Annotated in this window: 12 protein-coding genes and 1 pseudogene; 9 read left to right on the top strand and 4 right to left on the bottom strand. The window is 63.1% G+C overall.

The features are described 5' to 3' along the window. Window positions 1–257: 257 nt before the first annotated feature. The 3 genes from P3R82_RS21050 to P3R82_RS21060 all read left to right on the top strand — a co-directional run bounded on the left by P3R82_RS21050 (window position 258) and on the right by P3R82_RS21060 (window position 3,097). On the top strand, window positions 258–1,487 hold the full coding sequence (locus tag P3R82_RS21050; protein ID WP_283195202.1) for a DnaJ C-terminal domain-containing protein: 1,230 nt from the start codon (window positions 258–260) through the stop codon (window positions 1,485–1,487). Window positions 1,488–1,608: 121 nt separating this feature from the next. After that, window positions 1,609–2,427 (top strand): enoyl-ACP reductase FabI, encoded by an 819-nt coding sequence (fabI, locus tag P3R82_RS21055; RefSeq protein ID WP_112430040.1) that lies wholly within the window; start codon window positions 1,609–1,611, stop codon window positions 2,425–2,427. A gap of 79 nt (window positions 2,428–2,506) precedes the next feature. Further along, a complete protein-coding gene (locus tag P3R82_RS21060; RefSeq protein WP_283195203.1) occupies window positions 2,507–3,097 on the top strand; it encodes a histidine phosphatase family protein in 591 nt (196 codons plus the stop codon). Between the two features lie 18 nt (window positions 3,098–3,115). Here the strand turns inward: P3R82_RS21060 and P3R82_RS21065 are convergent, their stop codons facing one another. After that, the gene (locus tag P3R82_RS21065; protein WP_018902046.1) at window positions 3,116–3,376 is read right to left on the bottom strand and encodes a DUF1344 domain-containing protein; all 261 of its coding nucleotides are present in this window, start codon (window positions 3,374–3,376) and stop codon (window positions 3,116–3,118) included. Window positions 3,377–3,661: 285 nt separating this feature from the next. Here P3R82_RS21065 and P3R82_RS21070 point away from each other — a divergent pair. The 3 genes and pseudogenes from P3R82_RS21070 (at window position 3,662) to ribB (ending at window position 9,172) form a co-directional block, all read left to right on the top strand. After that, window positions 3,662–6,793 (top strand): annotated as a pseudogene (locus P3R82_RS21070) (EAL domain-containing protein). A gap of 170 nt (window positions 6,794–6,963) precedes the next feature. Further along, a complete protein-coding gene (aroC, locus tag P3R82_RS21075) occupies window positions 6,964–8,061 on the top strand; it encodes a chorismate synthase (RefSeq protein WP_283195204.1) in 1,098 nt (365 codons plus the stop codon). A 10-nt stretch (window positions 8,062–8,071) separates the two neighbouring features. Further along, complete coding sequence (gene ribB, locus P3R82_RS21080; protein WP_183902132.1) at window positions 8,072–9,172, top strand: 3,4-dihydroxy-2-butanone-4-phosphate synthase; 1,101 nt, start codon at window positions 8,072–8,074, stop codon at window positions 9,170–9,172. 51 nt (window positions 9,173–9,223) lie between these two features. Here ribB and P3R82_RS21085 read toward each other — a convergent pair whose 3' ends face one another. Both P3R82_RS21085 and P3R82_RS21090 read right to left on the bottom strand, forming a co-directional pair. Then, complete coding sequence (locus tag P3R82_RS21085; RefSeq protein ID WP_026283647.1) at window positions 9,224–9,433, bottom strand: KTSC domain-containing protein; 210 nt, start codon at window positions 9,431–9,433, stop codon at window positions 9,224–9,226. A 256-nt stretch (window positions 9,434–9,689) separates the two neighbouring features. Continuing rightward, entirely contained in the window at window positions 9,690–10,880 is a 1,191-nt protein-coding gene (locus P3R82_RS21090; RefSeq protein WP_283195205.1) for a winged helix-turn-helix domain-containing protein, read from the bottom strand. A gap of 230 nt (window positions 10,881–11,110) precedes the next feature. On the opposite strand from P3R82_RS21090, the gene P3R82_RS21095 reads away from it, so the two are divergent. The 3 genes from P3R82_RS21095 to P3R82_RS21105 are packed head-to-tail and all read left to right on the top strand — an operon-like array spanning window position 11,111 to window position 12,981. Then, window positions 11,111–11,785 carry an ABC transporter ATP-binding protein gene (locus P3R82_RS21095; RefSeq protein ID WP_283195206.1) on the top strand — a complete coding sequence of 225 codons (675 nt, stop codon included), beginning with the start codon at window positions 11,111–11,113 and terminating at the stop codon, window positions 11,783–11,785. Next, complete coding sequence (locus P3R82_RS21100; RefSeq protein ID WP_283195207.1) at window positions 11,785–12,393, top strand: energy-coupling factor transporter transmembrane protein EcfT; 609 nt, start codon at window positions 11,785–11,787, stop codon at window positions 12,391–12,393. The genes P3R82_RS21095 and P3R82_RS21100 overlap by 1 nt, the downstream gene beginning before the upstream one ends. A gap of 24 nt (window positions 12,394–12,417) precedes the next feature. Next, window positions 12,418–12,981: a biotin transporter BioY gene (locus P3R82_RS21105; protein ID WP_283195208.1), complete on the top strand. Its 564-nt coding sequence runs from the start codon at window positions 12,418–12,420 to the stop codon at window positions 12,979–12,981. A gap of 20 nt (window positions 12,982–13,001) precedes the next feature. On the opposite strand, the gene P3R82_RS21110 is transcribed toward P3R82_RS21105, so the two are convergent. Then, a complete protein-coding gene (locus P3R82_RS21110) occupies window positions 13,002–13,403 on the bottom strand; it encodes a thioesterase family protein (protein ID WP_047507960.1) in 402 nt (133 codons plus the stop codon). Window positions 13,404–13,512 lie beyond the last annotated feature (109 nt).

Genomic DNA, 13,512 nt, shown 5'->3' on the forward strand with positions numbered 1-13,512 from the left:
TTTTTGGGCAGGCGTTAACGGCTGCTCCGGCCTTTCCTTCAAGATTTAGCAAAAGATAACCATCCCGCGTAAAACCGTGGAGTGTCCTGGCGCCAAATAAGGACTGATTAGCAAGTTTACGGGACTGTGCTTCGCATATGTGCGCAGATTTTCCGCCCGCGAAGCGAACTTCGGCGCACCAAATGAGTTTAATCGGGGCTGCGGGGCGCTCAACGGAAACGGGCAACCCGCATTTGGACACCGGGCGGGTTTGGAACATGCGCGATCCTTATAAGATATTGGGCGTCAGGCGCGATGCGGGGCAGGACGAGATCAAGGCAGCCTGGCGCAACATGGCCAAGGTGGTGCACCCCGATCACAATCAGGGCGACCCGTTGGCCGGCGCCCGCTTCGCCGAGATCGGCCGCGCCTACGACACGCTGAAGGACCCGAGGAAGCGCAGTCTTTTCGACAGCGCCGCACGGGCGGCCGAAGCCAAGCAGAACGAAAAGCAGAACGAAAACACCATCATGGCGCAGCGCCAGGCGGCGCGCGAGGCGGCGATCCGCGCCAAGCAGGCGCAGGAAAACGCCGAGCGGGTGATGGAAGAGCTGGCGCGCGCGGCGGCGCAGAAGGCGGCCGCGGAGGCCGCCAAGCAGCCGCAACAACAGCAACAGCAACAGCAGCAGACCGGCGCCGCCGAACCGGCTGAAGAGATGATCGAACGGATCTTCGGCGCGCAGGCCCGCACCGCCAGCGGCGGCGGACGGACGCGCGGCTTTGCTTCCGGCAAGACCAAGCGTCCGGAGACCGAGGGTACCGAGGCCGACAGGCAGACGGACAAGCCAAACGAGAGCGCCAAGGCCGGCGTCGCCGGCAAGGCGACGGAAGACGAGCACGCCGAAGAGGCAGCGGCCGCCACCAGCGCCGTCCTGCAGCCGCTCAGCCTGCTCACCTCCTTCGTCCGCCGCTTTACCGGCGGCGCGGCACCGGTGCCCGAGAAGGCGCCGGATCAGCTGGCCATCGCGACCGTGACCATCGAGGATATCCTGAAGGGCGCCTGGGTGAACGTCGATCTCGGCGATGGCCGCGACGCCGGCTTCACGCTGACACCGGGCATGACGGAAGGCCAGACGGTGCGCCTCAAGGGCCAGGGCCACAAGCTGACGGGCATGCAGCGCGGCGACGCGGTCGTCAACATCCACATTGCGCCGCACCCAGACTTCACCGTCGACGGGTTCGACCTGCACACCGTCCTTCCCGTCACCATCGAGAACGCCGTGCTCGGCACCGACGCGCGCATCGACGGGCCGAACGGACCGCTGACGGTCACCGTGCCGGCATGGTCGGGATCGGACAAATCAATCCGGTTCGAAGGCCAGGGATTGCCCAAAACGGATGGCGAAAAGGGCGATCTCGTGGTCGAACTGCGCATTATCCTGTGGGAAAAACCCGACGATAAGGTCACGGATCTGATGCGAATTATGAAGAACGGGCTGTTTTTGTGAATTTTAGGTGACAATAGCACCCTTTGTTACGCTCCCTAACAGTTGATGATTGCTGCCAATCTTGAACAGGGTGGCCGGCTATGCCATAGGCAGGATCGATCAATTATTTAAGGGGCGAAACATGGCTCAGGCACAAGGCCTCATGTCAGGCAAGCGCGGCGTCATCATGGGCGTTGCCAACAATCGGTCGATTGCGTGGGGCATTGCCAAGGCTATTCATGCACAGGGCGGCGAGATTGCCTTTACTTATCAGGGCGATGCGCTGAAGAAGCGGGTCGAGCCGCTGGCAGCCGAACTCGGCGGGATTCTTGCCGGACACTGTGATGTCAGCGATGAAGCATCGATCGACGAGGTTTTCGACAATATCGAGAAGACCTGGGGCAAGATCGACTTCATCGTGCATGCGATCGGCTTTTCGGACAAGGACGAGCTTACCGGCCGTTACGTCGACACCACGGCGGACAACTTCGCCAAGACGATGCAGATCTCCGTCTATTCCTTCACCTCGGTCGCACGTCGCGCCGAGAAGCTGATGACGGATGGCGGCTCGATGCTGACGCTGACCTATTACGGCGCCGAAAAGGTCATGCCGAACTACAACGTCATGGGCGTCGCCAAGGCAGCGCTCGAAGCCAGCGTGAAGTATCTGGCGGTCGATCTCGGACCGAAGAACATCCGCGTCAACGCGATCTCGGCCGGCCCGATCAAGACGCTCGCGGCGTCCGGTATCGGCGACTTCCGCTACATTCTCAAGTGGAACGAATACAACGCGCCGCTGCGCCGTACCGTCACCATCGAAGAAGTCGGCGATGTCGGCCTCTACATGCTTTCGGACCTGTCGCGCTCGGTCACGGGCGAAGTGCATCACGCCGACAGCGGCTACCATGTTATCGGCATGAAGGCTGTGGACGCGCCGGATATTTCCGTCATAAAAGACTGATCGTACTCTCTTATGAGTCATGCTCGCGGCCCCTCCTCGCGGAAGCGATCAGGGGCCGTTTGCAATATGGAGCCGATCATTGCTTATCTACGTCATTCGTCACGGCCAGACAGATTGGAACGCGGAACGTCGCCTGCAAGGGCAAAAGGACATTCCGCTCAATGCCATAGGCCGTGAACAGGCGCGCCAGAACGGCATCAACCTGGCGGAAATCCTGAAAGTCGAAGGCATCGAATTCGACTTCATCGCAAGCCCGCTCGGGCGCACGCGCGCGACGATGGAAATCGCCCGCGAAGCGATGAACCTGCCGCCCGAGGACTACCGCACCGACGAGCGGCTGGTGGAAGTCTCGTTCGGCGACTGGGAAGGCTTCACGGTCAAGGAACTGAAGGCGACCGCGCGTGACCGGATCACGGAGCGCAATCTCAACAAGTGGGATTTCATTCCGCCGGGTGCGGATGCCGAGAGCTACGAGATCATGTCGTGGCGGGTGGCGTCCTGGCTGAACGAGGTGGACCGGCCGACGGTCTGCGTCACGCATGGCGGGGTCATTCGCAGCCTGTTCAGGACGATCGCCGACGTGCCGAAGGATGAAGCGGCCGAGGGCGAGATCCCGCAGGACCGGATTCTCAAGATCGAGACCGACACGAAGCAGATCGGCTGGATCTGAAACTGATCTCCGGCCGAATTACTGTACGATATCGAGATCGTTGATGACGCGCTTTCCGTCGACTTCCGTGTAGAAGACGATGACCTTCACACCTGCCTTCAAGCCTTCGAAATTGAACTCTTCCGACGCCTGATAGGTCTTGCCGTCATCGAGCGTGAGGCTGAGATTGCTCATGTCGATGTTCTTGATCGTCGCCTCGACGTCGGCGCTTTCGGCAAAGCCGCTGATCGGCGACAGAAAACTCGCTGTGGCCAAAAGTGTAGCAACTACGAAGCGCATAACGGCATTCCTTCGAAAACACGACTCAAACATCCAATGGCGCACAGATAACCTCCCGAATATGGCAAAAGTTGCCCTGAACCGTGACCTTTCCCGCCCAATTGATGAAGCGCATTTTAACAACAATCAAGAGGCTTCGTTAATACAGTCGCACACTTAAAACGTGTCTCCAATACTACCTGTAAGAAATCGTAAATTAACCCCCGCTACTTACAGTCATAGGGAAACAGGGAGACTGGGGTTTTGCTATTCCGCCGGAAACATAACGAGGCAACGCGGAGTGCTTTGAGGAATACCCATATCTCGTTTCTGGTTTCCTGCCTCGTCGCCGTCGTCGTCATTATTGTCGGCTTCAGCCTGGACCGCGCCAATACCGCGGCTAATCTTCGCGAACTGACGATCCGCACGGAAAACGAGACCGGCCTGATCCGCGCGCGCGTCACCGCGCAGATCAACATGGACATCACCATCGTACGCGACCTCTCCAACCTGGTCGCGATCAGCTCGAAGATAAGCTCCGAGGAGATGGAACGGCAGATCAACTGGCTGCTGATCCAGAACCCGCATTTCGTGCATATCGCCGTGGCGCCCGATTTCGTCGTGCAGTCGGTGTTCCCCTCGACGTCGGCCAAGCAGAGGCTCGGCCGCGACGTGCGCGAATTCCTCTCGGATCGCCAGTCGGTCGCGCGCACCACGGGCAGCCAGCAGGCGCGCTTCTACGGGCCGATCCGCACGCCCGATGGCAAGGATACCTTCGCGATCTTCTTCCCCGTCTTCGTCAAGGAGAATGGCCAGCGACGCGTCTGGGGCGCCGTCGAGGCGGTGATCGACGCCGACATGTTCTACGAAAACACCGGCCTGAGGCCGGCGCGCGACAGCGAGAACCGCGAAAAATATCCGCAGCTCGACCGCCTCTCCATCGCGCTGCGCGATCTCGGCACGGCCGGCGCCGCTGTCACCCCGTTCTTTGGCGCGCCAGAGGTCATGGCGCAGCGGCCGCTGACGCGCAAGATAACCTTCGCGGGCGGGCGCTGGGAGATCGCGGCGGTGCCGAAGACAGGCTGGACCGCCCCGCCGGAAAACCAGCGGACGCTGCGGTTCATCATCCTGGCCGCCGCCTGTCTCACGATCATTCCCGTCTTCTTCGCGACACTACTGCTTGGCGAGCGCAACAGGAACATCAAGCAGCTGGAAAAGCGCGAGGCAACGCTGCTGGAGCTTTCGCAGCGGCTCAACCTGGCGCTGGAAACCTCCAATATCGGCATCTGGGAGCTCAGGAACGATGGGCAGAGCCTGTTCTGGGACGGCCGGGCCGCGGCGCTGCACGGCAAGCTGCCGATCGAAGGCAGCTACCCGCTCGACGACTGGCTGGAAACGATCGTTCCCGACGACCGCAGGGTGGCGAAGATCCACCTCTTGAAGGACGGCCGGTCCGGCTCCTCCTATACGACGCAATACCGGATCGAGCTTTCCGACGGCGGCACGCGCTACCTGAGATCGGTCGGCTCGGTCTACAACGACGCGGCCGGCACCACCAGGACGATCGGCATCGTCTGGGACGTGACCGCCGATGCGGTCGCGGCCGAGACGATGCGCCGGGCAAAGGATGTCAGCGACATCAAGAACGCCGAGCTCGAACTTGCGCTCGACGAACTCTCTCATCGCGAGGCGGAACTCGCCGAACTCTCGGGCAAGCTCGATCTGGCGCTCGATTCCTACCAGTGCGGCATCTGGGACGCCACGCTCGGCAAGCCCGGCTCCTTCTGGGACGACCGGATGCACGAGCTCTACGGGCTGGAGCCGCGCGCCGGCTTCATGGACGAGGAGACCTGGCTGTCGCGCGTGCTCGAGCAGGACCGGCCGCTCGCGATCGAGAGCGCGCGATATTTCAAGAAGGTCGGCGATACCCACACCGTCGTCTGTCGCGTCCCCACCGAGGACGGGGGGATGCGGTACGTGCGCTCGACCGGCAAGGTGCACGCGACGGCGAACGGCCAGCTGAAGATCATCGGCGTTGCCTTCGACATCACCGAAGACGCGCTGATGACGGCGGAGCTGAAGGCGGCGAAGGACGAGGCGATCGGCAAGAACATCGAGCTCGAACTCGCCAATGCCAGGATCGAGCACAATTCGCTGCACGATCCGCTGACCGGGCTCGCCAACCGCCGCAAGCTCGACGTGGCGCTGGAGCAGCTGACCCAGGCCGGCCAGGACGCCAGGCAGAAATTCGCGATCCTGCACATCGACCTCGACCGCTTCAAGGAGATCAACGACACGCTGGGGCACGCGGCCGGCGACGCCATGCTCGTCCATGCGTCCCGCGTGCTCTCGCGCAGCATTCGCCCGAGCGATATCGTGGCGCGCATCGGCGGCGACGAATTCGTCATTCTGGCACTCAACGCCAACGACGCCGAGATGTCGGCGCTGGCGGGCCGGATCGTCGAGGAGATGCGCCAGCCCATCGATTTCCAGGGGTTTGCCTGCCGCTGCGGCGTGTCGATCGGGATCGCGCTGGCGAGCGGCCTGCGCGTCGATGCCCGCAAGGTGCTGATCAACGCCGATATCGCGCTCTACCGCGCCAAGAGCCAGGGCCGCAACCGCTTCCAGTTCTTCAATCACAACCTGCAGGCCGACATCATCAACAACAAGCGGCTGGCCGACGAGATCCTGTCGGGCATCGAGAACGGCGAGTTCACCACCTGGTACCAGCCGCAGTTCAGTGCCCGCACCATGCAGCTTACCGGCGTCGAGGCGCTGGTGCGCTGGCAGCACCCTTCCGCGGGCTGCTCACGCCGGACAAATTCCTGAAGATCGCGGAAGAGATCAACGTCGTGCAAACGCTCGACCGCATCGTTCTCGAAACAGCGCTCAAGGACAAGATGCGATGGGCGGCGCTCGGCGTCTGCGTTCCCAAGGTGTCGGTCAACGTTTCGGCGCGGCGCCTGCATGACGACGCGCTGGCCGATCTCGCTCCGGATGCTGCAGATCAGCCCCGGCGAAATCTCGTTCGAGCTGGTGGAATCGATCTTCCTCGACGAGAGCGAGGACGTCGCCGCCGAGAATCTCGAGAAGATCAAGGCGCTCGGCATCGACATCGAGATCGACGATTTCGGAACGGGTCACACCTCCATCGTCAGCCTGCTGAAACTGAAGCCGAAGCGGCTGAAGATCGACCGGCAGCTGGTGCAGCCGATCATCACCTCGGCGCAGGAACGCGCGCTGGTGCGGTCGATCATCGACATCGCCCGCTCGCTCGGCGTCGAGACCGTGGCCGAGGGCGTCGAAACCGTGGCGCATGCGAGCCTGCTTCTCGAACTCGGCTGCGACCTGCTGCAGGGCTACGCCTTCTCGCGCCCGCTGTCCTTCGACGATTTCACGCAAGCGGCCATCGGCACGGCCTGGCGCATCGCCTCATAGCGCCGCCGTGGGCGCTTGTTCGCGCATGAGAGGAAACACCGTTTCCCGATCGAGACGGTTTGGCGCAAAGAAAGCCTTTTGCCCTCCCGCCTTTTGGCCTATGAGTGTCGCGCCTTTTTAAAGAATGGCGCGGCCAGGCGACGCCCGGCGGCGCGATCCGGTCGGAGCCTATGTCACACAATACATTCGGTCACCTCTTCCGCGTAACCACCTGGGGCGAAAGCCACGGACCGGCGCTCGGCTGCGTCGTCGACGGCTGCCCGCCCGGCCTGCGCTTCACGCTCGCCGAGCTGCAGGTATGGCTCGACAAGCGCAAGCCCGGCCAGTCGCGCTTCGTGACGCAGCGCCGCGAGGACGACCTCGTCAAGGTTCTCTCGGGCGTTATGCTCGACGCGGACGGCGAGACGATGATCTCGACGGGTACGCCGATCTCGATGCTGATCGAGAATACCGACCAGCGCTCGAAGGACTACGGCGAGATCGCCCGCCAGTACCGGCCGGGCCATGCCGACTACACCTACGATCTGAAATACGGCATTCGCGACTATCGCGGCGGCGGGCGCTCGTCGGCGCGCGAGACGGCGGCGCGCGTGGCGGCCGGCGGCATCGCGCGGCTGGTCGTTCCCGGCGTTCGCGTGCGCGGCGCGCTGGTTCAGATCGGCAAGCACAAGATCAACCGCGACAACTGGGACTGGGATCAGGTCGACCAGAACCCGTTCTTCGCGCCCGATCCTAAGATCGTTCCAGTGTGGGAAGAGTATCTCGACGGCATCCGCAAGAAGGGCTCGTCGATCGGCGCCGTGGTCGAAGTCGTCGCCGACGGCGTTCCGGCCGGTCTCGGCGCGCCGATCTATTCGAAGCTCGACCAGGACATCGCCTCGCTTTTGATGTCGATCAACGCCGTCAAGGGCGTGGAGATCGGCAACGGCTTCGAGGCCGCCGAGATCACCGGCGAAGAGAACGCCGACGAGATGCGCATGGGCAATGACGGCCAGCCGATCTTCCTGTCCAATCACGCCGGGGGTATCCTCGGCGGCATCTCGACGGGGCAGCCTGTCATCGCGCGTTTCGCGATCAAGCCGACCTCGTCGATCCTGACGGAGCGCCAGTCGATCGACGCCGATGGGAAGAATGTCGACATCCGCACCAAGGGTCGCCACGACCCCTGCGTCGGCATTCGCGCCGTGCCGATCGGCGAGGCGATGATCGCCTGCGCCATCGCCGACCACTATCTCCGTGACCGCGGCCAGACCGGCCGGCTGAAATAGGACGCTTGCCATGGCTTATGATCAGAAGCGCGTCGTAGACGCTATCCGGGCCTTCGAGGCCGGCGAAATCGTTGTCGTCGTGGATGACGACGGCCGCGAGAACGAGGGCGATCTCATCGTCGCCGCCGTTCACTGTACGCCGGAAAAGATGGCCTTCATCGTGCGCCACACCTCCGGCATCGTCTGCACGCCGATGCCGAAGGAAGAAGCCAAGCGCCTCGGCCTCAACGCCATGGTCGCGGAAAACGATAGCGCGCATACGACGGCCTTCACCGTCACCGTCGACTTCAAGCACGGCACGACAACGGGCATTTCCGCCGACGACCGCACGCTGACGGTGCGCAACCTCGCAAACCCGAATGTCGGCGCGTCCGACTTCGTGCGCCCCGGCCACATCTTCCCGCTGGTCGCCCGCGAGGGTGGCGTGCTGATGCGCTCCGGCCATACGGAGGCCGCCGTCGACCTCTGCAAGCTCGCCGGCCTGCCGCCGATCGGCGTGATCTGCGAGCTGGTCAACGACACCGGCAGCGTCATGCGTGGCCCGCAGGTGTCGAGCTTCGCCGACGAGCACGGCCTGAAGCTGGTCTCCGTCGCCGACCTCATCGCCTACCGCCAGCGCAAGGAAACGCTGATCCAGCTGCAGGCGAGCTTCGATGTCGAAACGCCGTTCGGCAAGGCCAAGGCGCACAGCTATTCGCTGCCCTGGGACCCGATGCAGCATCTCGCCGTGGTCTTCGGCGATATTCGCGACGGCGTCGACATTCCGGTGCGCCTGCACACCGAAAGCGTCGTGGACGATCTGTTCGGCAAGCGCTCCGTCGATCACTACATGAAGAAGATCGCCGAGAAGGGTCGCGGCGTCATCGTCTATCTGCGCGAGGGTTCGGTCGGCGTCGGCCACCAGGACAACGGCCGTAAGGCTCTCGGCCAAGGCCGCGAAGCCCATGCGGAAGCGCAGAACCGTGAAAGCGAATGGCTGGAAATCGGTCTCGGCGCGCAGATCCTGAAGGATCTCGGCGTCAGCTCGATCAAGCTTTTGACCCGCAGCGAGCGCCACTATGTCGGCCTCGAAGGCTTCGGCATCAAGATCGCCGAAACGGAGATCGGCTGAGACCGATCAAATGATCAGCCGGCGGGCAAGGCTCGCCGGTTTGAACCGTCGTCAGGCGGCGATGCGCTTGAAGCGTGTCCTGACGTTCTGCATGTAATATTTTCCCGGCGATTCAGACGTCACCATGGCGATGACATGAGCCTCGGCCACGCCTTCGAACATGCGCTCCTCGCCATTGTTCAGGCAAACCCGCAATCTGCCGTCTTCCTGGCTGAAATAGACCGCGTCGATCAGGGCCGACTTGACGGTAACGGGCTTCATCCGCGCACGCTGTTCGCTGCGCGAGAGATGGAGGCCGCGGCGGCGCGCGCGTCGCGACGGTTACGCATCAGTGCTCTGACCCTGCGGGCGAGGCTGTTCCATGCCGTCCATGCGGCGTATCTGATCGCTCGTGTTTTCATGCCGCCATCGTAGAAGGGCGGTGCTTAAGAAGTTCGCGAGAAGCATGGTAAACCCCCGTCAAGATTAACAGGCGGTAATCATCTAAAATCCGAACTATCTCAACGATGACAACCGGTTAGCTGCGCCACCCCTCCAGCATCTCGACGCGTTCGACGCCGGCGAACCGGGCAACGCGATCAAGCTCGGCGGCGAGCTTTTCGAGGCGGCCGGCGGAGGGCTTTACGCCCGGTTCCAGCCACAGGCGCTTGACGTCGAGCGAGCCCTTCCTGCGGTCCGCCTTCATGTCGATGCGGCCGATCAGGCGATCGCCTTCCAAGAGCGGAAAGACGTAATAGCCATATTCGCGCTTCGGCTCGGGCACGAATATCTCGATGCGATAGAAAAAGCCGAACAGGCGTTCGGTGCGGTTGCGGTCGCGGATCATCGGATCGAAGGGGCTCAACACCCGGATGCGCGGTGGTGCCGCGGGATAGTCATCGAGCGTATCGAGGAAATCCGTAAACGCCCAAGAGGGGCGCGGCTTGCCGCCCAGTGCCGGCTCGATCAGGATCTCGGTCAGCTCATCGCGGTGGGCGGTGACCCAGCCCTTGGCCTCATCGGGCGAGACCAGCGCCCAGAAGGCCGCGATCTCGCCATGGGTGGCAAAGCCCAGCCTCGTCAGGGCGCTGCGGCAGGCCCAGTCCACGAATTCCTCGCGGCTGACCTCGGGCTCGTGGAACTCGGCCGGGATGACGCGCTCGACCAGATCATAGACCTTCTGGAAATTCGAGCGGCCCGAGATGGCGAACTTGCCGGTGCGCCAGAAATATTCGAGCGCCGTCTTGTTGGGGTGCCAGTTCCACCAGCCGCCGGAGACGTGGCCATCGGCCTTGATCTCGCGCGCCATGATCGCGCCGTCGCGGCTCACCCGCTCATAGGTTTCGTCGAAGGCGTCCTCGAAGCCCTCGCCGCGCCATTTGCGCCAGCGATCCACCAAGACTTCCTCCTCCCGCCGGAACTTGTGCTTCCAATAGCGGAAGAAGCTGCTCGGCAGGATGGAAGCGTCGTGCGTCCAGTGCTCGAACAGCGCGCCATCCTTTTCGAGTAGCGCCGTCAGGTGCTCGCGTCTGTAGGTCTGGTTGCGTGAGAAGAGGATCTGGTGATGGGCGCGCTCCACCCACTGGATGCTGTCGATCTGCACGAAGCCGAGATCGTGGATCAGCTGCAACAGGCCGGATTTGGTGAGCACGCGGTTGGGCGGGGCGCTCAGGCCCTGCTTGGCCAGGAAGATGCGGCGGGCGTCGGCATTGGAGATCAGCTTGGTCATGACAGCGATGATAATCCGGAAAATGTTCCTGAAGCGCGTTGCGCTTCAGGTCCCTGTTTTGCCGCATGCCCTTATCGCAAAACCGCTTCACACTTTTGCGCGACATGCCCTGGCCACCCGAATATGGCGGGTTCGGGCGAGGATGCAATGGGGTCAAGGTCGCGTCGCGTTTTGATCTTCCCTCCGGCGGGATTCGTTTATAGAACGGCGCTTCATCTCGGGGGGACGCAGTGAATATCCGTTTCGAAAGCGCCGGCGTCAGCTACGGGTCGCGGACAGCGCTGCAGCCGCTGACGCTGGAGCTTAATGAACAGCGCATCGCCATCATCGGGCTGAACGGCTCCGGCAAGACGACCTTCGCGCGCCTGATCAACGGCCTGACCAAGCCGACGTCAGGCCGCGTCATCGTCAACGGGCGCGACACTTCCGATGACAAGGCGGCACGCGGCGATGTCGGCTTCATCTTCCAGTCGCCGCAGAACCAGATCATCCTGCCCGTCGTACGCGACGACATCGCCTTCGGGCTGAAGAGCCGCGGGCTTTCGAAGGCTGAAATCGAGGCGAAGGTGGCGGAGGTGCTCGACCGCTTCAATGCCGGGCATCTGGCCGAGCGGCGCGCGCACGAGCTTTCCGGCGGGGAACTGCAGATGGCGGCCCTGTGCTCGGTTCTCGCCACCGGTCCCGATATCCTCATTCTCGACGAGCCGACCAACCAGCTCGACCTGCGCAACCGCGGCCTCGTCAAGGGGCTGATCGAGAGCCTGCACGAAAGCGCCATCGTCATCACCCACGATCTGGAGCTCATCGCCGATTATCCGCGCGTGCTCGTGTTTCACGAGGGGCAGCTGGCGGCCGATGCGCCGGCAGCTGCGGCGATCGCCTGCTACCGGGAGCTCGCGGCCTGATGCAATCGCTTTACGTCGAGGGCAACAGCCGGCTGCACCTGATATCGGCGCGGGTGAAGCTCATCGTGCTTGCCGTGCTCGGCATCGCGCTCTTTGCCACCGCCAACATCGCGCTCCTGGCCATCGCCGTCGCGGCCACCGGCGTCGTCTATTTCGGCATCGGCATGCCGGTTCGCTCCGCGCTCGCCCGGTTGAAGCCGATCCTGCTCACCATTGTCATCGTCGCCGTCTTCAGCCTCGCCTTCAATCCCTGGCATGGCGCGGTGGTGGCGCTGCTCAGGCTGACGGCGCTGATGCTGTTTGCCGCGAGCGTCACGGCGACCACGACGATCGCCGCCTTCATGGACGAGATCACGCTGGCCGCCCGGCCGCTGGAGCGGCTCGGGCTGGTGCGCGCCGACGATGTCGGGCTTGCCGTCGGGCTGGTCGTGCGCTTCGTGCCTGAAATTATCGGCCGCTACCACGCGATCGCCGAGGCGCACCGCGCGCGCGGGCTGAAGGTGCGGCCATCAACGGTGCTGGTGCCGCTGATCATCCTGACGCTGAAGGATGCCGATAACATCGCGGCCGCGATTGACGCGCGCGGCATTCGGCGGCATGTGAATTAGAATATGTTGAACCACGGAGCCATCATGAGCACCCGAGACCTTGTTCTTTCCGCCCTGTTTGCCGCCATCATCGTCGCGCTCGGCATCCTGCCGCCGATCACGCTCGGCTTCATTCCGGTGCCGATCACGGCGCAATCGCTGGGCGTGATGATGGCCGGCGTGGTGCTCGGCGCCCGACGCGGCACCGTGGCGGTGCTGATCGTGCTGGTGCTTGTCGCCATCGGCCTGCCTGTGCTCTCGGGCGGGCGTGGCGGGCTGGCGGCTTTCGCAGCCCCCACCACCGGCTTCCTGATCGGCTGGGTCTTCGCCGCCTTCACGACGGGCTATCTCAGCGAGCGGCTGGTGAAGCACGGCCAGGCGGCCGGCATGCAGCTGACCGGCTTCTTCTTTTCGGCCATGATGGGCGGGATCGTCGTGCTTTATGCATTCGGGATCGTCTATCTCGCCTTTGCCGCGCAGATCGGCCTCACGGCGGCGTTTACCGGATCGATGGCCTTCATTCCCGGCGACGTGATCAAGGCCTTCGTGGCGGCACTGGTCGGCCGCGCGGTCATGGCCGGCTATCCGCTGCTGCCGGTCAAAGGCTAAGGCAAGAGCCAAGCCAGAAGCTAGTTCATGAAACCGTAGAGCCAGTCCCGCGTCACCTCCGGCAGCGGGACCGGCGCCTTGTCCTCGCGGGTCTGCGCCTGCCAGACGATCTCGACCTCGGCGGCGCGCTCGTCGCCCGTGTCCACCGCGATGATGAAGCCGACGGAGCGCACGCCGATCTTGTCGACGGCGGTGGTGAACAGCACCATTTCGTCATAGCGCAAAGGACGATGCAGGATGCAGGTGATCTTGCTCGCCACATAAAGCGGCTCGTCGGCAAGCTCCGGGCGCTCGGACCAGAATTTCGCCAGCGCGGATTCGGCGTAGGAGATGTAGGAGCCGAGGAACATCTGGCCGTTCATGTCCACATCGCGGAACGGCACGTGGATCTGCACGATATTGGAGCGCATCGCGGCGTTCATCGTTTCCCCCTGCTCTGACCCCTACTCTTACTCTTGCCAACCAAGAATAACGTCGCGCTAATATTATGTAAATGAAGGCGAAAGGCGTATGACAACGCGCGATTGTTGA

The sequence above is a fragment of the Rhizobium sp. AN80A genome, assembly GCF_030053015.1.
In the GTDB taxonomy this organism is placed as follows: domain Bacteria; phylum Pseudomonadota; class Alphaproteobacteria; order Rhizobiales; family Rhizobiaceae; genus Rhizobium; species Rhizobium metallidurans.